The following is a 20,047-nucleotide window of genomic DNA, read 5'->3' as shown; positions in this document are numbered from 1 at the left end:
CATGCACACGAGCCCGGAGCCGTCCGGCCCGGCGGCCGACCACGACGGGTCACCCGCTCACCCCACCGGCCGGCCGCGCAGCACCACCAGCCGCGGGTCGGCGAGCACCCGGACGTCCGCCCGCGGGTCCTCCCCGTACACCACGAAGTCGGCCGACTCCCCCTCCTCCAGCCCCGGCCGCCCCAGCCACTCCCGCGCACCCCAACTGGCCGCCGACAGCGCCTGCGCCGGGCTCAGCCCCGCCTTCACCAGCTCCGCCACCTCCTCCGCGACCAGCCCGTGCGCCAGCGAGCCGCCCGCGTCCGTGCCGACGAACACCGGGATGCCGGCGTCGTGCGCGGCGCCGACGGTGGCGTAGCGGCGCTCGTGCAGCCGCCGCATGTGGGCCGCCCAGGCCGGGAACCTGCCCTCGCCGCCGGCCGCCAGGCCCGGGAAGGTGGCGATGTTGACCAGCGTCGGGACGATCGCCACGCCGCGCTCGGCGAAGGCCGGGATCAGTTCCTCGGTCAGTCCGGTGGCGTGCTCGATGCAGTCGATGCCGGCCGCCAGCAGGTCCGGCAGCGACTCGGCGGCGAAGCAGTGCGCGGTGACCCGCGCGCCTTCCTCGTGCGCCGCCGCGATCGCCTCGGCCAGCGCGTCGCCGGGCCAGCAGGCGGCGAGGTCGCCGCGCTCACGGTCGATCCAGTCGCCGACCAGCTTCACCCAGCCGTCGCCGCGCCGGGCCTCCGCGCGGACGTACGCGGCGAGGTCGCCGGGCTCGATCTCGTGCGCGTAGTTGCGGATGTAGCGGCGGGTGCGGGCGATGTGCCGCCCGGCGCGGATGATCCGGGGCAGGTCCTCGCGCTCGTCGATCCACCGGGTGTCGGCGGCCGAGCCGGCGTCGCGGATCAGCAGGGTGCCGGCGTCACGGTCGGTGAGCGCCTGCTTCTCGCTGGTCTCCGCGTCGACGGCGCCGTGCGCGTCCAGGCCGACGTGGCAGTGCGCGTCCACCAGGCCGGGCAGCACCCAGCCGGTCACCGTCCGTACGTCCTCGGCGCCGGGCGGGCGGGTGAAGCTCACCCGGCCGTCCACGACCCAGAGTTCGTCCCGGACGTCCTCCGGACCGACCAGCACCCGACCCCGGACGTGCAGCACCGCGCCATCGCTCATGGCCCGCACTCTACCGACGGGGGTGTTCCCTGTAAGCAGCAAAGATGCGGCAGACTCGTTCCGGCACCCACCACCCCACGCCCGAAAGGCCGCTACCGTGAGTCCCTTCCTCGACCTCCCCCCGCTCAGCGCCGCCGAGTTCGCGGCGATCGAGGACCAGGTGGCCGCACTGCTGCACACCACCGCGGACGTCATCGTCACCCAGGGTGAGGCGCTGCTGCCGCTGGAGGCCGCGATCCGCGGCGCCGCGCACCCCGGCTCCACCGCGCTCAACGTCGTCACCGGCCCGTACGGGCAGACCTTCGGCAACTGGCTGCGCTCCTGCGGGGTCGAGGTCGTGGACCTGGCCGTCCCCTTCGACAGCGCGGTCAGCGCGCAGCAGGTCGCCGACGCCCTCGCCGCCCGTCCGGCCGTCGACTTCGTCTCCCTCGTCCACGCCGAGGCCGCCACCGGCAACACCAACCCCGTCGCCGGGATCGCCGCCGCCGTCCGCGAGCACGGCGCCCTGCTGATGCTCGACGCGGTCGCCTCCGTCGCCGCCGAGCCGCTGCTCACCGACGAGTGGGGCGTCGACCTGTGCGTCATCGGGGGCCAGAAGGCCATGGGCGGCCCTGCCGGGGTCTCCGCCGTCTCCGTCTCCCAGCGCGCCTGGGAACGGATCGCCGCCAACCCGGCCGCCCCGCGCCGCTCCTACCTGTCCCTGCTCGACTGGAAGGAGCGCTGGACGGACGCCGGGCGCACCGTGCTCCCGCACGCCCCCGCCCAGTTGGAGATGCTGGCCCTCGGCGCCTGCCTCGACCGGATCGCCGCCGACGGCCTGCCCGCCGTCATCGCCCGCCACCGCGCCGCCTCCGCCGCCACCCGCGCGGGCGCCCGCGCGCTCGGCACCCTCGCCCCGTTCGTCACCGAGGACGCCCACGCCGCCCCGGTCGCCACCACCCTGCGCACCCCGGCCGGCGTGCACGCGGCCGAGCTCGCCGCCCGCCTCGACCCCGCCCTCCCCGTCCAGCCCGGCGGCGGCCCCCTCGCCGCCTCGATGCTCCGCGTCAACCACTACGGCCCCGCCGCCGCCCTGCCCACCGTCCACGCCTGCCTCACCGCCCTCGCCACCGCGACGGACGCGGACCCGGCCCCGGCCCTGGCCGCCGCCGAAGCCGCCTGGACGGCCACTGTCCAGGGCTGACACCACGGCGCCGTCAAGGCCCGAGCACGCGGAGCGGCCCCCGGGACACTCGGTCCCGGGGGCCGCTCCGTCCCTCCCCCGGACAGGGCCTGGCCGCACACGGCACGGCGGGTTTCGGCCACGGGCTCCCGGCACAGTTCCCGCAGCGTTCATCTGCGCGGCACGCCGATCTCACCGGGGACCGGCAGGCTCCGGCCAGGGGTGAAGTTGGCTATACAACTTCACCCGAGACGCCGCCGAGGAGGAGACCACCGTGACCGAGCTGCCGCCGTACTGGCTGCGCGACAACTGCCCGTGCGCCGAGTGCCGGGACCCCCGGAACGGGCAGAAACTGTTCCAGATCGACGACCTGCCGCAGGACCTGGCGGTCGCCGCGAGCACCGAGACCGACGGGGGCCTGGAGGTGCTCTGGTCGGACGGGCACCGCTCGCGGTACCCGCTGGAGTGGCTGGGCGCCGAGCGGGACGGCGACGGGCGGACGGAGGAGGGCAAGCGGCTCTGGGTGGCGGCGGACTTCGCGCGCGGGATCCCCGAGGCGCGGTGGGAGGCGTACCTGTCCGACCCCGCCGAGCAGGCCGCCGTCCTCACCGCCGTGCGCAGCAGCGGCTTCGCGGTGCTGCGCGGGGTGCCGGCGGTGGAGCGGCAGGTCCTCGCGGTGGCCGAGAGCTTCGGCTACGTCCGGGTCACCAACTACGGGGAGCTGTTCGACGTCCGGGTCGAGCCGGATCCGAACAACCTGGCGTTCACCAGCGTCGCGATCGCGCCGCACACCGACAACCCGTACCGGGACCCGGTGCCGACGCTCCAGCTCCTGCACTGCCTGGAGAACTCCGCGACCGGCGGCGACTCCGGCCTGGTGGACGGGTTCCGGGCGGCGGCGGTCCTCCGGGAGGAGGCGCCGGCGGACTTCGAGACGCTCACCCGCACACCCGTCCCGTTCGTCTTCCGCGACCGCCGCACCGAACTGCGCGCCGACCGCCCGCTGATCGAGGTGGACGCCCTGGGCCGGATCCGCGAGGTGCGGTTCAACAACCGCTCGATCGGCACCCTGCGCGGGAGTTCCGCCGAACTGACGGCCTTCTACGCCGCGTACCGCCGCTTCGCCGCGATCACCCTGCGCCCCGAGCTCCAGCTCACCTTCCGCCTCGACCGCGGCGACTGCCTGATCTTCGACAACACCCGGCTGCTGCACGCCCGTACGGCCTTCCAGCAGGACGGCCACCGCCACCTCCAGGGCTGCTACGCCGACCTGGACACGCTGGGCAGCACCCTCGCCGTGCTGCACCGGCGCGCCACCGCGCTGGACGCGGTCGCCGGGCTGTTCGCGGGCGAGGGCGCCGGGGAGTACCTGGGCGAGGAGGTCACCATGGCCGAGCACATGCTCCAGGCCGCCGCTGCCGCCGAGGCGGCCGGGGCGCCGGACCACCTCGTCGCCGCCGCGCTGCTGCACGACGTCGGCCACCTCCAGGGAGCGCTGCACGGAAGGGACTTGATGGAGGGTCAGGACAATCGGCACAGCGACACCGGCGCCGACTGGCTGGCACGGTGGTTCGGCCCGGAGGTGACCGAGCCGGTCCGGCTGCACGTGGCCGCCAAGCGCTACCTGTGCGCGGTGGAGCCGGACTACCGGCAGCGGCTGTCCGAGGCCTCGGAGTACACCCTCACCGTCCAGGGCGGCCCGATGGACGAGCGGCAGGCCGCCGCGTTCGCCGAACTCCCTGGCGCCGCCGACGCGGTGGCCGTCCGCCGCTGGGACGAGCAGGCGAAGACGGCCGGGGCGCCGACACCCGGCTTCGAGCACTACCGCCCGCTGCTCGCCGCACTGATGAAGTGACCGGCGGCGCCCGGGAGGCGGAACGGGCTCAGTCCCCCTCCCGGGCGTGCCGCGAAAGCGCCGACGCGGCCAGCGAGTTGTGGATGCTGAACGCCACCGTCCCGGGCAGGTAGCGGTCCTGGGACCACTCCACCGGAGTGCCGGTCGGGTCCGTCGTGCGCCGCCGTTCGCGCAGCAGCGGGCCGCCGCGGCGGCAGCCGAGGAGCCGGGCGTCCTCGGCGTTGGCGGCCACGATGTCGATGGTGTGGTCGGCGTCGGTGAACAGGATGCCGTGCTCGCGCAGGACTTCGGTGTGCGAGACGACGTCCGCCGGCAGCTCGGCGACGATCTCGCCGACCCGCGGCGGGTAGACGGTCCGCTCGACCATCACGGGCGCGCCGGAGAGGGTGCGCAGCCGGACGGTCACGTACACCTCGGCGCCCGGCTCCAGGCGCAGTTGCTCGCGTTCGGCGGTGTCGGCGGGGCGGCGGACCAGCGAGTCCAGGATGCCGCCGGGCTCCTCGCCCATCGAGTACGCCCAGTGCGTGAAGCTGAGCAGTTCGGAGAAGCTCTGCACCCGGGCGCCCCCGAGCACGACGCGCCGGGTGCCGCGGCGGGAGGTGACCAGCCCGTCGGAGCGGAGGACGGCGAGCGCCTGGCGGACGGTGCCCCGGGAGACGCCGTACTGCTCGGCGAGCGCGCCCTCGGCGGGCAGCCGGCCGGCCTCGCCGTACGCGCCGGTGGTGATGGCCTCGCGCAGGTCGGCGGCGACCTTCCGGTACAGGGCGCCGGGAGCGCGCTCGGCGGGGCGCCCGGGCTCAAGTGCCACGTCAGTCAATGTCCCTCCTGGGGCGGTGTCCTGCGCAGCCGTACCGGCACGGACAGCCCGACCTTATCCCGCTGCGCCTTTGAAGCATCGCACCGAACGGATCACGCTCCGATGGCCGGATTCGACCGTTCCCGCAGCCGACCCCGGTTCTGGGCCGTCCGTTCACCTTCCCGTCATCGGACTCCGGCGTACTTACCTCCGTCAGCGAAGTTGGCTAGTCAACTCGGACGGCCTCGAACGGCTCCGGGCGGCTCCGAACGGCACCGGGCACCTCAGAACGGCTCCGAACGGCCACTCGCACGATCCCCCGATCAGACAACCCCACCGCAGCTCACCCCCTTGCAGTACACCCGATCAGGAGACTGACCCGTGTCCGTGCACCGCGCCCGTTCCGCCGCCTTCGCAGCGGTCCTGACCGCCGCCGCGCTGTCCCTCACCGCCTGCGGCTCCGCCGGCTCCTCCACCGCGAAGTCCGGCGACGCCGCGGGCGGCAAGAGCGCCAAGACCGCCACCTCGGTCGCCGACTTCGGCGGGATGGACGGCCTGATCGCCGCCGCCAAGAAGGAGGGGAAGCTGCACGTCATCACGCTGCCTCGCGACTGGGCGAACTACGGCAAGCTGATGGACGACTTCAAGGCGAAGTACGGCATCGAGATCGAGGACGAGAACCCCGACGGCGCCAGCCAGGACGAGATCAACGCGATCACCTCCCGCAAGGGCCAGGACCGCGCCCCCGACGTCGTCGACCTCGGCTCGGCCTTCGCGCTCAGCGCCGCCAAGCAGGGCCTGCTGGCCCCGTACAAGGTCACCGACTTCGACAAGATCCCGGCCACCATGAAGAACGCCGACGGCCTGCACTACAACGACTACGGCGGCTACATGTCGATCGCGTGCGACGCCAAGAAGGTGTCCGCCTGCCCGAAGACCTTCGCCGACCTGCTGAAGCCCGAGTACAAGGGCATGGTCGCCCTGAACGGCAACCCGACCAAGGCCGGTGCCGCGTTCGGCGCCGTCTACGCGGCGGCGCTCGCCAACGGCGGCTCGCTGGACAACATCCAGCCCGGCATCGACTTCTTCGCCAAGGTCAAGCAGGCCGGCAACTTCAACCCGGTCGAGGTCACCCCGGCGACCATCGAGAAGGGCGAGACCCCGATCAGCATCGACTGGTCGTACCTGAACGCCGGCTACGCCGACAAGTTCAGGAGCAAGGGCATCGACTGGCAGGTGGCCATCCCCTCGGACGGCTCCTACGCGCAGTACTACAACCAGGCGATCAACAAGGACGCGCCGCACCCGGCCGCCGCCCGCCTGTGGGAGGAGTACCTGTACAGCGCCGAGGGCCAGAACGGCTTCCTGGGCGGCTACGCCACCCCGGCCCTGTTCGACGCCATGAAGACGGCCGGCACCCTGGACGCCGCGGGCGCCGCGAAGCTCCCCCCGGTCGAGAAGCCCTTCACCACCTTCCCGACCCAGGAGCAGACGGACACGGCCAAGAAGACCGTGACCGAGAACTGGGCCAAGGCGATCGCGGGCTGACCTGACGATGACCACGGCTCCCACCCCGGTGCCGGCCCCCGCCTCCGCCGCCCAGAGCGGCGGGGGCGCCCCCGGCCCCGCAGCAACCACCCCCGCCACCGCCGACGCCACCACGGCCGAGGCCACCGACACCGCGGCCGAGACCGCCGCGGCCAAGAGCACCGAGACCGCCAGGGCCCCCCGCCCCGGCAAGCCCCGGGCCGGCCGCGGTCGCGCCTGGATGGCCGCCCTCCCCCTGCTCCTGTTCTTCCTGGTCGGCTTCGGCCTGCCCGCCGTCGCGATCGCCATCGGCGCGTTCACCACCTCGCCCGACGCCCCCGACGGCGGCGGCACCTTCACCACCGACAACCTCACCGGCTCGCTGCAGGGCGCCTACTGGACCGCCCTGTGGGGCAGCGTCAAGCTCTCCCTGCTGACCGCGCTGATCGCCGCCGTGGTCGGCCTGCCGCTGGCCCAGGCCGTGGCCACCTCCCGGTTCCGGGTGTTCCGCGAGGCGGTGCTCTCCGCCTCCGGCGTGCTCGCCAACTTCGGCGGCGTGCCGCTCGCCTTCATGTTCGTCGCCACCCTCGGCAACGCCGGCGAGGTCACCAAGAAGTTCGGCCTCACCAGCCACGGCTGGAACCTCTACACCTTCACCGGCCTCTCCGTGGTCTACCTGTACTTCCTGGTGCCGCTGATGGTCATCACCATCACCCCGGCCCTGGAGGGCCTGCGCACCCAGTGGCGCGAGGCCGCGTACAACAACGGCGCCACCGTCGTGCAGTACTGGCGGCACGTGGCCCTGCCGGTCCTGGTGCCCTCGCTGCTCGGCGGCTTCGTGCTGCTGTTCGGCGCCTCCTTCGCCGCGTACGCCACCGCCGAGGCCATGGTGGGCAGTTCGGTGCCGCTCATCTCGATGCAGATCGGCGACGCGCTGTCCGGCAACGTCCTGGTCGGCCAGGGCAACCTCGCCCTCGCCCTCGGCCTCGACATGATCGTGGTCGCCTGCCTGGTGATGGCCGTGTACCTGCCCCTTCAGCGCCGGAGTGCCAAGTGGCTCGCCTGATCAATCGCATCCGTTTCGGCCGCGGCCTCGTCCTGCTGCTCTGCGGCGTCTACTTCGCCGTACCGCTGGCCTCCTCGGTGATCTTCAGCGTCGACGACAACAAGGGCGGCACCACCTTCCGGGCCTACACCGAGTTGCTGAACGCGCCCGGCTTCCTGGACAGCCTGGTGCTGAGCCTGGAGCTGGCCGGCGTCACGGTGGCGGTGCTGCTGCTCCTGCTGGTCCCGGCGATGCTCGCCGCCCGGCTCGGTGCGCCGAAGCTACGCCCGGTGATCGAGGTGATGTGCTCGATGCCGCTGGTCGTCCCCGTGGTCGCGCTCACCACCGGCATCATCGGCGTGCTGCGCTGGGGCCCGGACTACCTCCAGGACACCCCGCTGTTCCAGACCATCGTGGCCATCCAGGACCCGAAGTTCCCGATCGTCCTGGTCATCGCCTACGTGCTGATGGCGCTGCCGTTCGCCTACCGGGCGCTGGACGCCGGGCTGCGCGGCGTGGACGTCGCCACCCTGGTCGAGGCCGCCCGCAACTGCGGGGCCGGCTGGCTGCGCGCGGTGTTCACCGTCGTCCTGCCGAACCTGCGCAGCGCGCTGCTGAACGCGGCCGTCCTCACCGTCGCCCTGGTGCTCGGCGAGTTCACCACCGCCTCCATCCTCGGCTTCGCCCCCTTCTCGGTGTGGATCAACTCCAACGGCAAGAGCGACGGCCAGATGTCCGTCGCCGTCTCGATGCTCAGCCTGCTGATCGTCTGGCTCGTCCTGCTGCTGATGTCCGCCGCCGGCCGCGGCCGCAAGGGCGCGCGGGCCTGAGGCGCCCCGCCGCACGGCCATCCCGCGCTCCGGCCGCACGGTCCTGAACCACCCCACGCTTTCCAGGAGTTACCAGCCATGACCACGGTTTCCGCCCCCGTCACCGGTGTCGCGCTCGCCCCCGGCGGCGCCACCGTCGAGTTCCGCTCGCTGCGCCGCTCGTTCGGCGCCACCACCGCCCTCGACGGCCTGGACCTGACCGTCCACCCGGGCGAACTGCTCGCCCTGCTCGGCCCGTCCGGCTGCGGCAAGACCACCGCGCTGCGCATCCTGGCCGGCTTCGAGCAGCACGACTCCGGCGAGGTCCTGGTCGACGGGCAGGACATCACCGCGATCCCCGCCCACAAGCGCGACGCGGGCATGGTGTTCCAGTCGTACAGCCTCTTCCCGCACCTGACCGCGCTGGACAACGTCGCCTTCGGGCTGCGGATGCGCGGCGCCGGCAAGGCCGAGCGCCGCAAGCGCGCCCAGGAACTGCTGGAGCTGGTCGGCCTGCCGCACCGCGCCGAGCACTACCCGCACCAGATGTCCGGCGGCCAGCAGCAGCGCATCGCGCTCGCCCGGGCGCTCGCCCTGCAGCCGCGCGTGCTGCTGCTCGACGAGCCGCTGTCCGCGCTGGACGCCAAGGTCCGCCTCCAACTGCGCGAGGAGATCCGCCGGCTCCAGCAGGAACTGGGGATCACCACCCTGTTCGTCACCCACGACCAGGAGGAGGCGCTGTCGATGGCCGACCGGGTCGCGGTGCTGCGCGCGGGCCGGCTGGAGCAGTGCGCCACCCCGTCCGAGCTGTACGGCCGCCCGGCCACCGCGTTCGTCGCCGAGTTCGTCGGCACCATGAGCCGCATCCCGTGCACCCGCACGTCCGACGGCGTCGAGGTGCTCGGCCGCCGGCACGCGGTGGACGGCGACCTGCCCGCCGACGGCGAGCTCCAGGTGCTGGTCCGCCCGGAGAACGTCACCCTGACCCCGTCCGAGGCCGGCCCGGCCCTGGTGATCACCGCGTCCTTCCTGGGCGCCGTCACCCGGCTCACCGTCCGCCTCGACGACGGCACCGAGGTCAAGGCCGACCTGCCGACCGAGGCCGCCGCCGCGCTGCCGGCCGGCTCGCGCGCCGAACTCCTGCTGCCGGAGCGTCCGGTGCTGGTGGACCGCCGCACCGTCTGAGAGCCTCGAACCCCATCTGCGTAGCACCATCTGATGAACCACCGAAGGTACCGCCATGCCTGAAGCCCCGACGCCCTCCTCCCCCACGCCCGGCGCCCCGACGCCCGGCCCCTCGACGACCGAGGCCCCCCGCCCCGCCGCCGTCCTGTTCGACATGGACGGCACCCTGGTCGACACCGAGCAGCTCTGGTGGCAGGCCGCCGCCGAACTCGCCGACGAACTCCACCACGCGCTCACCGACCAGGACGCCCCCGAAGTGCTCGGCCAGGCCGTCGAGCACACCGCCGCCCACCTGCACAGGGTCAGCGGCACCACCCTCACCGAGGCCGAACTCGCCGCCCGGCTCGGCGAGTCCTTCGCCGCCAAGGTCGCCGCCGAGACCGTCCCGCGCCCCGGCGCGCTCGCCCTGCTGGCCTCCCTGCGGGACGCGCGGGTGCCCACCGCGCTGGTCTCCGCCTCCCCGCGCCAGGTCGTCGACCTGGTCCTCGCCGCCATCGGCCGGGACTGGTTCGCCGTCACCCTGGCCGCCGAGGACACCCCGCGCACCAAGCCCGCACCGGACCCTTACCTCGCCGCCGCCGAACGGCTCGGCCTGGACCCGGCCACCTGCGTCGCCGTCGAGGACACCCCGACCGGAGTCGCCTCCGCCGCCGCGGCCGGCTGCGCCGTGCTCGCCGTGCCGTCCACCGCGACGCCGATGCCCGACGGCGGCCGGATCACCCTGCTCGCCAGCCTGGAACAGGCCGACCTCGCCCTGCTGGGGAAGCTCGGCGCCGCCCGGGCCGTTTGACCGGCATGCCCTATCTCCTGCTCTCCCTCGCCATCCTGAGCGAGGTCTGCGCGACCAGCTGCCTCAAGCTCACCGAGGGGTTCACCCGTCTCTGGCCGAGCGTGGGGGTGGCGGTCGGCTACGTGCTGTCCTTCGTGCTGCTCGGGCGCGCGCTCAAGCACATCCCGGTCTCGGTCGCCTACGCCGTCTGGTCCGGGGCCGGGACGGCGGCGGTCGCCGGAATAGGCGTGGTCGCCTTCGGCGAATCGCTGGGACGCCTCCAGTGGCTGGGGATCGCCCTGGTGATCGTCGGAGTGGTCGTGCTCAACCTCAAGAACAGTCACTGACGGGCCGCCCCCGGCCTGCGGTGCTGGTCAACTACCCTTTCGGAGCGGGAAGTCGGATGTGCCGACCGCCCGCTCCGAGTGGTTCGCTACCGTGGGCCCCATGAGCGACCCACGACCCCACCACTACCGCTTCGTCCACCGCGAGCTCGCCCGCCAGGTCCTCGAATTCGGCCCGCGGCTGACCGTCCCGGACGCCGGCGGCAGCCTCCTGCCCGTCCTCACCGGCATCTGGGACAACCTCGGCCAGACCCTCCCGCCCGAGGACCGGCTGCCCAGCCACGGTCTGGACTGCCAGCACCTGCGGGCCGACGGCCACCCCCTGCTGCTCGTCACCCTCCCCACCCCGACCAGCGCCACCGAGGCCCACTTCGTCGCCGCCGTCCACCCCCAGGGCACCAAGACCGTCCGCTACGTGACCCTGGAGCACGCGCTCAACCCCTTCGACGGCAGCCCCGGCACCGTCCTCGGCGAGTGGTCGTCCGAAGGCCACCTCAACCACGGCGAGGGCCCCTCCCCCGTCGCCGAGCTGTTCGTCGCCGCGGTGGCGAAGCTCGTCACCCCGAAGAAGCGCGGTTTCTGGCGCCGCTGACCCCGACGCGGCCGCGCGCCGACGCATCGTCAAGGTCCCGTCATCGCACCGCGAAGCACCCGTCACAACGGATCGCCCGCGCACCGACTGCGGCTATGCTCGGCCGGTCACGCCATCGACACATCGGGGGAGCAGTGGCCGACTTCACGGTCAGCACCGAGTTCCTCGCCAAGCTGGCCAAGGACCTCAAAGGCTGCGGCGACGAACTCGACCAGGGACTCAAGGCGCTCAAGGAAGCGAGTCGCAGCGGACTGGGCTACGACTTCCTCGACGAGGCCTGCGGACACTTCCAGGGCACGTGGGAGTACGGGCTGAAGAAGGTCCGGGAATGCGTCAAGATCCTTGACGACGGCCTGGAGAAGGTGCAGCAGGGCTACGACAGCACCGAACAGGACACCACCAAGGCCCTCACCCCCCAGGGGCGCTCATGACCGACCCCACGCCCGACTGGTCCGGCCTCGGCTTCAACCCGACCCCCGGCGACACCGCCGCCGTCACCGGCCTCAGCGGAAGCCTGCGCCGGGTGGGCCAGCACCTGACCGACGTCCACACCACGCTCTCGCAGCTCTCCGCCGACCAGGGCCAGTGGACCGGCGAGGCCGCCAAGGCCTTCGCCGGCCAGTTCGGCAAGCTCCCCGCGTACCTCCAGGACGCCGCCGACTCGATCACCGCCGCCTACCAGGCCCTCGACGTCTGGTACCAGGCGCTGACCGAACACCAGCCCAAGGCCGCCGAGTTGGCCCGCTCCGCGGTCGCCGCCAAGCAGCAGAAGGAGCAGGCCGAACAGGCGCACACCGCCGCGGCCGCCGCCCCCGACCTCAAGCTCGCCGGCCAGACCTTCCCCGACGACGCCGGCCTCGCCGCCGCCGAACAGCGCTACACCAAGGCGAAGGACCACCTGGACGCGGCCGCCGCGCTCGTCAGCAGCGCCGCCAACGACCTCACCCAGCTCCAGAAGCAGGCCCACGAACTCGCCGGGGGCCACAAGTCCGACGCCCACAAGACCGCGGCCGCCATCCGCAAGGCCGCCGACAGCAAGGCCCCGCCGGAACCCGGCTGGCTCAGCAAGGTCGGCAACTGGCTCAAGAACCACGGCGCCGACATGCTCACCGTCGCCGCCGGCATCTGCGGCGTCGCGGCGATCTTCTTCCCCGCCTTCGCGCTGCCGGCCCTCCTGCTGAGCGCCGCCGCGGCAGGCGCTCACGTGAAGCAGTACGGCATCAAGGGACTGATGCCGACCAGCATGGCGAACCTCGGCAACGACCTCACCCTGGCCGGTGATCTCCTCGGGGCGCTCCCCGGAGGAGCCCTCCTCAAAGGCGGAATCACCGCGTTCAGGGGTGCCCGCGCGACCGGCACCGGGGTCAAGGCCGTGAGCGCCGGCACCACCGAGATCCGCACCGCCGCCAGGGCGATGGACCCGGCCAGCCCGATCTTCACGACGGCGATCGAGAAGCCCGCCGTCAAACTCGGGCTATCCAAGGCCGCTGCGATGAACGTCTCCGACGGCGTGCAGGCAGCCAGTGGCGTCGCGCTGACGGCCCCTACCGCCTGGGGCCTCACCCAGGACAACCCGAGCCCGGGGCTGAGCGCCGCGGTGAACTACACCACCGGAGGCGGGACGGCGCTCAACGGTGCCGGATCCGCCATCGGCGGCAGCGGCAAGAGCCGGATCGTAGCCGGACTGCTCGGTGGCGGCAGTGCGATCGTCACCGGTGTGTGGGGAGTCGGCCATGGCTGACACGACCGCCCCGTCGTTCTGGCTCTCCCTGCCCGAAGGGTTCACGAGCATCGACCTGTCCGAGGATCCGGGCGACCGCATGAGTCGGATCGTGGACGGACTCGACGCGCTCACCGATGCCGGTCCGGAACAGAAGCTCGGTATCACTGTCTCCGCCGAGCTCGCCCTCCAGGCGCAGCTGCGCGAGGGTGCGGTCCACGTCTCCAACTGCCTGGTACAGACCGAGGAAGGCACGATCGTCCAGGGCATGTTCAGCCTGTTCCTCCGCGAGCAGGAGCAAGGCGCCCCGGGCACCTACCCCCAGCGCGTCGCCGAGGAGCTCGCGGCCGCCTGGCCGGACGCCGACGTCGACGTCCTCGACTTCCGGCTCGGCCGTGCCACCGTGACCGTCCGCGACCTGGCCGTACCCGTGTCCGGGGCGGTCTACGGCCTGCCGGGATCGGGCGTCGTCACCGTCCGCCAGCTGGAAGCCCTGTTCCCTCATCCGTGGAGCCCTCACGTGCTCGCCGTCGTCTTCACCACCCAGCACCTGGACTACTGGGACGGGTGGTCGGTCCTGGTGGGCGCCGCCATCAGTGGGATCTCCTTCCACCCTCCGCTCGACGAAGCACAGAACGCCCTGTCGCCGGAGCGGCGGGACACCATCCGAAAGGCCTTCGGGTGACACTCGCCCAGTCCGCCCCAGAGACGGGAAGCAAGGCGCGCTGGCTCCGCCGTGGCGCCGTCCTGGTCGCCGTCCTGACCTGCCTGTCCGTCGGCACCGTCCTCGCGTTCGTGTACGTCGGCACCCTCCTGGCTTTCGGCCTGGGTGCGCTCTACATGGTCGCGACGGGCGTCGGACTGGCGAAGCTCGGAGGACCGGGGAACGACCCCGATGGCAAGGACGTCAGCGCCGGGCTGGTCCTCGTCTTCTTCGCCGTACTCATCGCCACCGGTGCGGGCGCCGACGCCTGGCACAACCAGCTGCTGGGTTCGGGGCGGGACGTCAAGGCGGTGGTCATCGCCGAGCACGTCGACAAGTCGATCCACGGCACGAAGCGGACGTACGACCTCTCCACGCAGGGCGAGAAGGTCCCCGGCGGACCCCTGGAGCCGGACAGTCGGCGCTTCAACCCCGGCGACCACGTCACCGTCCGGATGGACCCGGCCGGCCGGGTCGCCCCCAAGCTGCCCGGGGAGGCCGATTCCCCGGCATCCCTGTGGAGCGCGATCGGAATCAACGCGGTCATCGCCCTGTTCCTGCTGTGGTTCGCCTACGACAGCAGCAAGCCGCCCCGGGACCCGCGCCCGGCCGGACCGTGGCGCGAGCGCATGCGCCGACTCGACGGGCTGCCGCTCACCGCGGCGGCGACGGCGGTCTCGGTGCCCTGGCTCCTGTGCTTCCTGCTCGTCCAGAACCGTCTCGGCTTGGCCCTGATGGTCGCGATCCCCTATCCCCTCGCCGGGTTGGCGGCCTTCGGCTCGCTCGTTCGCGACGAGGACCGGAAGCAACCCCAGGGCCTGGTCCTCCTCGCGGTCGGTCTCGTCTTCACCGCGCTCGCCCTGTTCCTCTGACCGACGACCCGGCACGCGCCGGCGGAAGGAGTCGGGACGGTACGGAAGGCATTCGGACGATGACCGCCCGGTTCGGCCGGGGCACACAGGGCCGAGTTGGCCGACGAGGTCCCCGGCAGGGGCCGGGAACAGAGTTCCGCCCGGCTCAAGCCCGGCGACGTGATCACCGTCCGGTGACGCGCGGCCGAGCCGACCAGCCCGCCACGGCGTGACGCCCGTCACACGAAGTATCGGCAACCCTGTCGCTCCGAACGGGCATCTCACTCCTCGCTGCTCATGACACACGGACAGTACGGGGGATGACGCCATGGCGGATGACGGGGCGAAAGCCGGCGGCCCGGAGTTCAAGATCCGGCCGGGGGACCTGAAGGCGGCCGCGCCGACCTTCCAGGCTCAGAGCAAGGCACTCAAGGACGCCCTCGACACGCTCAGGCACAGCCTCGCCGGCGCCGGCGGCCCGTGGGGCGACGACAAGCAGGGCAAGGAGTTCGCCCAGGCCTACAACGGCCCGCACGACCACGTGCTCTCCGCGCTGGACACCCTGGTTAAAGGCCTCACCAGCATTCACGACGGGCTGAACGCCCACGCCGACAACCACACCGACGCCGACAACCACGTCCGCAAGGACCTGACGCCGTGATCGGCCGCCCACCGCGGAGGGAGCCGGCGCGTGGGTGAGTCCGCGGCCGAGAAGATCGTCCGCAAGGTCACCGGCCTGTGGTGGCCCGACGCCGACCCGGACCAGCTCCGCACGGTCGCCGCCGCCTGGGACACGATGGCCACCGCCATCGACAACGTCACCGCGCCCACCCACCAGGCCGCCGCCGCCATCGTCGCCAACAACCACGGCCCCGCCATCGACGCCTTCGGCAAGTTCTGGGGCCAGTACTACGGAGGCAAGGGCAAGGGCTGGCTCCCCGATGTCGCCGCCGCCTGCCGCAACCTCGCCAAGGCCCTGCGCGCCTTCGCCGACGAGGTCGACAAGGCGCTCAAGAAGCTGAAGGAGGAGGCCGCGATCGTCGGCGCGACCCTGGTCGCCGGCACCGCCCTCGCCATCTTCACCGCCGGCATCTCCGAAGCCGCCGCCGGCACCGCCGCCGCGGGCATCATCGCCACCGCCGCGAGCCTCGGCGTCGCCGTCTCCGAAGCCATCGCCACCATCGCCGCCACCATCCTCACCGGCGTCGTCTTCGGCGCCGTCGAGGCCATCGCCGTCGACCTCGCCGTCGCCCAGCCGATCCGCGTCGAGTTCTTCGACGACGGCGGCTACAGCCTCCAGGAGGCCGTCGACTCCGCCGAGACCGGCGGCGTGATGGGCGGCGCCGGAGGCGGCCTCGGCGCCGGCGGCCGCGTCGTCGCCGGCGGCCGCGTCGTCGCCGGCGGCCGCGTCGTCGCCAACACCGCCGAGGGCGCCGAGAACGCCTCCGTCGCCCTCGCCGGCCTCGCCAAGGCCGCGGGCGCCGCCGACACCCTCCCCGGCCGCATGCTCACCGGCGCCGGCCTCACCTACGGCTACGACGCCACCTTCAAAACCGGCCCGGTCATGCCCCTCGACCTCATCCTCGGCGCCATCGGCAGCGCGGCGGCTTCCGGGGGGTCGAAGAACCCCCACTACGAGGCCGAGGGCTGGAGCGGCGCGGGTTGGGTCTTGAAACCCTCGGAGTTCGCAGGCAAGGCATACGAGCAGATCCGCGCGACCGACAACAAGGTCGACCTGCCGAAGATCGCCAAGACCACCGGCGTGGACGAGAGCGTGCTGCGCCAGGTCAAGGCCCACCTCTTCCGCTCGCAGCACGAAGTCACGACCGGTCCGAGCGAAACGAAGAAAGGTCTCTTCACGCCCCGCGACGACATCGCCCAGAACTGGCTGGACGCCCAGGCGGGCACGATCAAGCCCAAGAACCTGGAGAAATTCAAGGCGTTGCTGGCCCACGAATACATCGAGAGCGAACTCATGAAGGGCGGCCTGCCCTACGTCTCGAAGGATCCGGACCTCTGGGACGCGACGGGCTGGAAGAAGTTCCCCAAAACACTCGACAAGGCCGGTGCCCACGACTTGGCCCCGCACTCCGACGAGGGTCACTTCAAGCACTGGAAGACGCTCGGTCTGGAGCCGCCCTCCGGCCTCGCGAGCGACCTTTCGAACATTGATAGCGTGGTCTCCGAGATCAAGCAGCAGCTACGCAGGAACGGGGTGAAGGTCAAGTGACAGAGGATCCGTCACGTGTCGTGCTTGAGCGCCTGCGGGACGTCCCGTGGGGCGACTGGGACCTCGCGTACGGTCATGCCGGGTCCCGGGTCCAGCTGATGCGCGAGTACCTGCGCCGCTCCGCCTGCTGGGCTGACGCCTTCGGTGCCGAGAAGCTCTGGCCGTTCTTCGACATCGGTCGGCACATCGACCCGGAGGTCCGTGCCGCCCCCGAAGTCACCGCCGCCCTCGATGATTTCGTCGACAACACCATCGGCCGGCGCACCCTGGAGGAAACCTGCCGGGGCGCCGTGCACTGGCCCGCCTTCCGTCAAGGGACGAGCTTCGCTCTCCCTGACCTGCCCGACCCCTACGAGCCGCTGCTGCTGATGTTCGAGCGCGGCGGCGGCTTCTACGTCGAAGAAATGATCGACCTCGACGGCGCCGCCGTCCCGCAGGGGCAGCTGTCCGACCACCTCTCACCGATCCCCGTCGTCACCCTCGACTCGGCTGCCCTGGACGCTCTCGACGACGCCTGAGCCCAGCCGCCCATGGGCTCCACCTCGTGGGAATCCTCACCGTCTGCCTCAATGTCGAGACCGCCGACGGCATGTAGGCCTGCCTGACGAAGGCCCACGCGTGCCGCCTCCTCCTCGGTGCCGAGGAAGTTCCCCCTCCCGCCCGACCAGCCCCCGTGTCCGGGGGCGAGGGGACGCGTCGTACTCTTCCAGCCCGATCGGACGCACGCGGGGAGAGTCATGGGTACGACCAGGGACCGCAGCCGGGCCACCGCGCTGAGCACTGTCCTGATCCTGGGCGTCCCCGTGGGGACGTTCGGGCTGGTGCTCGCGGGCACCTACCTCGGTGGGGCTGCCGCGTCGCTGCTCGGGCTGGTGCTGGTGGTGGCCTGGGTGGTGGGTTTGGTGCGGCTGCTGGGGCGGTGGGTGGGCTGTTGGGTGGCGCTGTTCGCCGTCGTCCTCGCGGGCGTGGCGACGGGGGCCGTGGCCATGGCGCGGGACGACGTGATCCTGCGGCTGTCCGGCGAGACGGTGACGGCCCGGGTCACCGGGGAGACGGACCGCCTCGCCGGGAAGCACCCGTCCTCGATGTACGACCTCGCGGCCGAGGACGGCACCGCGTTGCCCGGCGGCGAGTTGTCGACGGGGCTGCGCGCGCTCGCGGTCGGTGACCGGGTGACGGTCCGTTTCGATCCGGCCGGCCGCGCCGACCCGCAGCGCCCGGGGGACATCAGCCTTCCCCGGGATCTCGGGCTCGCCGTCGGGCTGACGGCCGCCCTGATGCTCGCCGTCACCTGGCTGTGCCGCGAGTCGGCCCGGCGGCGAGGCGGCGGAGCGGCCGGGCCGGTGTCCTGATCCGACCCCGGGGAGCAGGAAGTCGGCCGGGCCGACTTCCTGCTCCGGGAAAAGGATCGATCAGCCCAGCAGAGCGGGCAGTTCCGCGACCGAGCCCAGCACGTGCGTCGCTCCGTCGGCGCGCAGCCGGGCCTCGTCGTGGGCACCGGTGAGCACGCCGGCGACGACGGACGCTCCGGCCCGTACGCCGGTCAGCATGTCGTAGCCGGTGTCGCCGGCGACGGCGATCTGCCGAACCGACTCGACTCCGGTCCGCAGCAGCGCGGTGAGCGCGAGGTCCGGGTAGGGGCGGCCGCGGCCGGCCTCGGCGGGGCTGAGGGTGAGGTCGGCGACGGACTGCCAGCCGAGGGCGGTGAGGATGCGGTCCTGGGTGGCCCGGGAGAAGCCGGTGGTGAGGGCGACCTTCCGGCCCTGGCCGCGCAGTTCGGCGATGGCTTCGGCGGCGCCGGGCAGGGCGGCGCAGTGCCCGGCGTCGACGAGGTCGTGGTAGGCGGCCTCGAAGGCGGTGTTGGCCCGCCGGGCCTCGTCCTCGTCCCCGAAGAGGTGCCGGAAGACGGAGATCTTGGATTCGCCCATGGTGGCGCGGACGTGTTCCAGCATGGGGCCGAAGCCCGGGCTGCCGGCCTCGACACCGAGCGTCCGGGCGGCGGCGGTGAAGGCCTGTTCGACGAGGCCGTCGTCGGCCACGGTGGTGCCGGCCATGTCGAGGACGACCAGGCGGATATCAAAGGACATGTCAACTACCCTTACAGGTTTGCGAGTTCGGCGGTGGTTTCGGCGATGGCCGGGGAGCAGGTCATGCCGCGGCCGCCGGGGCCGGTGACGAGCCAGACGCCGTCGCGGAGTCGTTCGCGGTGGACGACCCGGGTGGTGTCGACGCACTGCGCGTACACCCCGGCCCAGCGGCGGCGGACGCGCGGCAGGGGGCGGCCGAGCAGGTCCTCGGCCACGGCGACCAGGTGGTCGTACGGGTCCTCGACGACGTCGAAGCCGAACGGCTGGTCGTACTCGTGGGTGTCGCCGATGGTGAGGCCGCCGTCGCGCCGCTGGACCATGAGCAGCTGCATCTTGTGTTCGGCGGCGACGTCGGGCTGCGGCTGGGTGTCGCGGAGGCGGTCCAGGGCGGTGCCGGCGAAGGCCGGGTAGTAGCGGAAGCTGTCGCCGTCGGCGACGGAGGTGGTGAGGGTCTCACCGAGCGGGTCGGTCTGCATCATCTGCAGCCGGACCCTGCGTACGGGCAGCGAGGGGGCGAGTTCGCGGACGAGGCCGCCGAGCCAGGCGCCGGTGCAGAGAATGACGAGGTCACCGGTGTGGATGTCGCCGTGGTCGTCGCGGACGGCGTTCTCGCCGATCACGTCGCGGACCTCGCGGCCGGGCAGGAAGGTGTAGCGGCCGGTGGCCTGGAGGGCGGCGCGCAGCGCGGGCTGGGCGGTGCGGGGTTCGACGGCGGCGTCGCGCTCGCACCACAGGGCGCCGAGGAGTTCGCCGCGCAGGGCGGGGTTGGCGGCCCTGGTCTGGTCGGCGTCGAGCAGCCGGTAGCCGCGGGCGGTGGCGTCGGGCAGGGTGAGTGCCTGTTCGGCGACGGCGAGTTCGGCCTGGGTACGGATCGCGGTGAGCGATCCGTTGGCGCGGAAGCCGAGGTCGGGGACCCGGGCGCCGATGCCTTCCCACAGTTCGCGGGCGCGCAGCGCGGTGTCCAGTTCCTCGCCCTGCGCGCGGCCGCTGACCCAGACCAGGCCGAAGTTGCGCACCGAGGCGCCGCGCGCCTCGGTCTCGCGCTCCAGGTGGACGACCTCGTGGCCGCGTTCGACGGCATGCCAGGCGTGCATGGTGCCGAGCACGCCTGCTCCTACGACGATGACTCTCATGCGGCCAGGCTGGTGCGCCCAGGTGTCCTGGGGGCGTCCCGGCAGCGTCCCGCAGATGAATCACCCGAAAAGTTGTACAGACAACCCTGG

21 protein-coding genes are annotated in these 20,047 nt (G+C 72.6%); 17 read left to right on the top strand and 4 right to left on the bottom strand.

All coding sequences use genetic code 11. The features are described 5' to 3' along the window. Nucleotides 1-57: 57 nt before the first annotated feature. Complete coding sequence (locus ACIO9K_RS30185) at nucleotides 58-1,149, bottom strand: amidohydrolase family protein (protein ID WP_063349565.1); 1,092 nt, start codon at nucleotides 1,147-1,149, stop codon at nucleotides 58-60. A gap of 97 nt (nucleotides 1,150-1,246) precedes the next feature. Between ACIO9K_RS30185 and ACIO9K_RS30180 the strand changes: the two genes are divergently transcribed. Together ACIO9K_RS30180 and ACIO9K_RS30175 are read left to right on the top strand one after the other, a co-directional pair. Continuing rightward, nucleotides 1,247-2,332 (top strand): pyridoxal-phosphate-dependent aminotransferase family protein, encoded by a 1,086-nt coding sequence (locus ACIO9K_RS30180; RefSeq protein ID WP_400334700.1) that lies wholly within the window; start codon nucleotides 1,247-1,249, stop codon nucleotides 2,330-2,332. Nucleotides 2,333-2,585: 253 nt separating this feature from the next. Then, on the top strand, nucleotides 2,586-4,166 hold the full coding sequence (locus tag ACIO9K_RS30175) for a phosphonate degradation HD-domain oxygenase (RefSeq protein ID WP_400334698.1): 1,581 nt from the start codon (nucleotides 2,586-2,588) through the stop codon (nucleotides 4,164-4,166). A 28-nt stretch (nucleotides 4,167-4,194) separates the two neighbouring features. Here ACIO9K_RS30175 and ACIO9K_RS30170 read toward each other — a convergent pair whose 3' ends face one another. Continuing rightward, on the bottom strand, nucleotides 4,195-4,974 hold the full coding sequence (locus tag ACIO9K_RS30170) for a GntR family transcriptional regulator (RefSeq protein ID WP_363580537.1): 780 nt from the start codon (nucleotides 4,972-4,974) through the stop codon (nucleotides 4,195-4,197). A gap of 369 nt (nucleotides 4,975-5,343) precedes the next feature. Between ACIO9K_RS30170 and ACIO9K_RS30165 the strand changes: the two genes are divergently transcribed. The 15 genes from ACIO9K_RS30165 (at nucleotide 5,344) to ACIO9K_RS30095 (ending at nucleotide 18,089) form a co-directional block, all read left to right on the top strand. Beyond that, entirely contained in the window at nucleotides 5,344-6,510 is a 1,167-nt protein-coding gene (locus ACIO9K_RS30165) for an ABC transporter substrate-binding protein (RefSeq protein WP_363618622.1), read from the top strand. 7 nt (nucleotides 6,511-6,517) lie between these two features. Next, a complete protein-coding gene (locus ACIO9K_RS30160) occupies nucleotides 6,518-7,555 on the top strand; it encodes an ABC transporter permease (RefSeq protein ID WP_400334696.1) in 1,038 nt (345 codons plus the stop codon). Further along, complete coding sequence (locus ACIO9K_RS30155) at nucleotides 7,555-8,364, top strand: ABC transporter permease (RefSeq protein ID WP_387818562.1); 810 nt, start codon at nucleotides 7,555-7,557, stop codon at nucleotides 8,362-8,364. Before ACIO9K_RS30160 ends, ACIO9K_RS30155 begins: the two co-directional genes overlap by 1 nt. A 78-nt stretch (nucleotides 8,365-8,442) precedes the next feature. Continuing rightward, a complete protein-coding gene (locus tag ACIO9K_RS30150; RefSeq protein WP_363580531.1) occupies nucleotides 8,443-9,528 on the top strand; it encodes an ABC transporter ATP-binding protein in 1,086 nt (361 codons plus the stop codon). A 55-nt stretch (nucleotides 9,529-9,583) separates the two neighbouring features. Further along, nucleotides 9,584-10,318: an HAD family hydrolase gene (locus tag ACIO9K_RS30145; RefSeq protein ID WP_400334694.1), complete on the top strand. Its 735-nt coding sequence runs from the start codon at nucleotides 9,584-9,586 to the stop codon at nucleotides 10,316-10,318. Between the two features lie 5 nt (nucleotides 10,319-10,323). After that, nucleotides 10,324-10,644 (top strand): multidrug efflux SMR transporter, encoded by a 321-nt coding sequence (locus ACIO9K_RS30140; RefSeq protein ID WP_363618628.1) that lies wholly within the window; start codon nucleotides 10,324-10,326, stop codon nucleotides 10,642-10,644. 100 nt (nucleotides 10,645-10,744) lie between these two features. After that, complete coding sequence (locus ACIO9K_RS30135; RefSeq protein ID WP_363618630.1) at nucleotides 10,745-11,233, top strand: hypothetical protein; 489 nt, start codon at nucleotides 10,745-10,747, stop codon at nucleotides 11,231-11,233. A gap of 134 nt (nucleotides 11,234-11,367) precedes the next feature. Beyond that, on the top strand, nucleotides 11,368-11,664 hold the full coding sequence (locus ACIO9K_RS30130; RefSeq protein WP_363580523.1) for a hypothetical protein: 297 nt from the start codon (nucleotides 11,368-11,370) through the stop codon (nucleotides 11,662-11,664). Continuing rightward, nucleotides 11,661-12,974 carry a putative T7SS-secreted protein gene (locus ACIO9K_RS30125; RefSeq protein ID WP_400334691.1) on the top strand — a complete coding sequence of 438 codons (1,314 nt, stop codon included), beginning with the start codon at nucleotides 11,661-11,663 and terminating at the stop codon, nucleotides 12,972-12,974. Before ACIO9K_RS30130 ends, ACIO9K_RS30125 begins: the two co-directional genes overlap by 4 nt. Then, nucleotides 12,967-13,638 (top strand): hypothetical protein, encoded by a 672-nt coding sequence (locus ACIO9K_RS30120; protein WP_363618634.1) that lies wholly within the window; start codon nucleotides 12,967-12,969, stop codon nucleotides 13,636-13,638. Before ACIO9K_RS30125 ends, ACIO9K_RS30120 begins: the two co-directional genes overlap by 8 nt. Next, nucleotides 13,635-14,528, top strand: a complete 894-nt coding sequence (locus ACIO9K_RS30115) for a hypothetical protein (RefSeq protein WP_363618636.1) — start codon at nucleotides 13,635-13,637, stop codon at nucleotides 14,526-14,528. The genes ACIO9K_RS30120 and ACIO9K_RS30115 overlap by 4 nt, the downstream gene beginning before the upstream one ends. A 307-nt stretch (nucleotides 14,529-14,835) precedes the next feature. Beyond that, complete coding sequence (locus ACIO9K_RS30110) at nucleotides 14,836-15,168, top strand: WXG100 family type VII secretion target (protein WP_400334689.1); 333 nt, start codon at nucleotides 14,836-14,838, stop codon at nucleotides 15,166-15,168. Between the two features lie 30 nt (nucleotides 15,169-15,198). Next, the gene (locus ACIO9K_RS30105) at nucleotides 15,199-16,737 is read left to right on the top strand and encodes a hypothetical protein (RefSeq protein ID WP_400334687.1); all 1,539 of its coding nucleotides are present in this window, start codon (nucleotides 15,199-15,201) and stop codon (nucleotides 16,735-16,737) included. A gap of 20 nt (nucleotides 16,738-16,757) precedes the next feature. Next, entirely contained in the window at nucleotides 16,758-17,255 is a 498-nt protein-coding gene (locus tag ACIO9K_RS30100; RefSeq protein ID WP_400334685.1) for a hypothetical protein, read from the top strand. A gap of 219 nt (nucleotides 17,256-17,474) precedes the next feature. Further along, nucleotides 17,475-18,089: a hypothetical protein gene (locus ACIO9K_RS30095; RefSeq protein ID WP_363627934.1), complete on the top strand. Its 615-nt coding sequence runs from the start codon at nucleotides 17,475-17,477 to the stop codon at nucleotides 18,087-18,089. A 60-nt stretch (nucleotides 18,090-18,149) separates the two neighbouring features. On the opposite strand, the gene ACIO9K_RS30090 is transcribed toward ACIO9K_RS30095, so the two are convergent. Both ACIO9K_RS30090 and ACIO9K_RS30085 read right to left on the bottom strand, forming a co-directional pair. After that, nucleotides 18,150-18,824 carry a phosphonatase-like hydrolase gene (locus ACIO9K_RS30090; RefSeq protein ID WP_400334682.1) on the bottom strand — a complete coding sequence of 225 codons (675 nt, stop codon included), beginning with the start codon at nucleotides 18,822-18,824 and terminating at the stop codon, nucleotides 18,150-18,152. A gap of 11 nt (nucleotides 18,825-18,835) precedes the next feature. Further along, nucleotides 18,836-19,957 (bottom strand): TIGR03364 family FAD-dependent oxidoreductase, encoded by a 1,122-nt coding sequence (locus tag ACIO9K_RS30085; protein ID WP_400334680.1) that lies wholly within the window; start codon nucleotides 19,955-19,957, stop codon nucleotides 18,836-18,838. Nucleotides 19,958-20,047: the final 90 nt, after the last annotated feature.

The organism is Kitasatospora sp. NPDC087271, from assembly GCF_044744605.1.
Classification (GTDB): Bacteria; Actinomycetota; Actinomycetes; order Streptomycetales; family Streptomycetaceae; genus Kitasatospora.
This window is presented reverse-complemented; position numbering and strand designations above follow the sequence as displayed.

Coding starts and splice junctions, on each gene's coding strand:
- ACIO9K_RS30185 (WP_063349565.1), bottom strand. CDS start 1,149: ATGAGCGATGGCGCGGTGCTGCACGTCCGGGGTCGGGTGCTGGTCGGT.
- ACIO9K_RS30160 (WP_400334696.1), top strand. CDS start 6,518: ATGACCACGGCTCCCACCCCGGTGCCGGCCCCCGCCTCCGCCGCCCAG.
- ACIO9K_RS30150 (WP_363580531.1), top strand. CDS start 8,443: ATGACCACGGTTTCCGCCCCCGTCACCGGTGTCGCGCTCGCCCCCGGC.
- ACIO9K_RS30145 (WP_400334694.1), top strand. CDS start 9,584: ATGCCTGAAGCCCCGACGCCCTCCTCCCCCACGCCCGGCGCCCCGACG.
- ACIO9K_RS30140 (WP_363618628.1), top strand. CDS start 10,324: ATGCCCTATCTCCTGCTCTCCCTCGCCATCCTGAGCGAGGTCTGCGCG.
- ACIO9K_RS30135 (WP_363618630.1), top strand. CDS start 10,745: ATGAGCGACCCACGACCCCACCACTACCGCTTCGTCCACCGCGAGCTC.
- ACIO9K_RS30125 (WP_400334691.1), top strand. CDS start 11,661: ATGACCGACCCCACGCCCGACTGGTCCGGCCTCGGCTTCAACCCGACC.
- ACIO9K_RS30120 (WP_363618634.1), top strand. CDS start 12,967: ATGGCTGACACGACCGCCCCGTCGTTCTGGCTCTCCCTGCCCGAAGGG.
- ACIO9K_RS30110 (WP_400334689.1), top strand. CDS start 14,836: ATGGCGGATGACGGGGCGAAAGCCGGCGGCCCGGAGTTCAAGATCCGG.
- ACIO9K_RS30095 (WP_363627934.1), top strand. CDS start 17,475: ATGGGTACGACCAGGGACCGCAGCCGGGCCACCGCGCTGAGCACTGTC.
- ACIO9K_RS30090 (WP_400334682.1), bottom strand. CDS start 18,824: ATGTCCTTTGATATCCGCCTGGTCGTCCTCGACATGGCCGGCACCACC.
- ACIO9K_RS30085 (WP_400334680.1), bottom strand. CDS start 19,957: ATGAGAGTCATCGTCGTAGGAGCAGGCGTGCTCGGCACCATGCACGCC.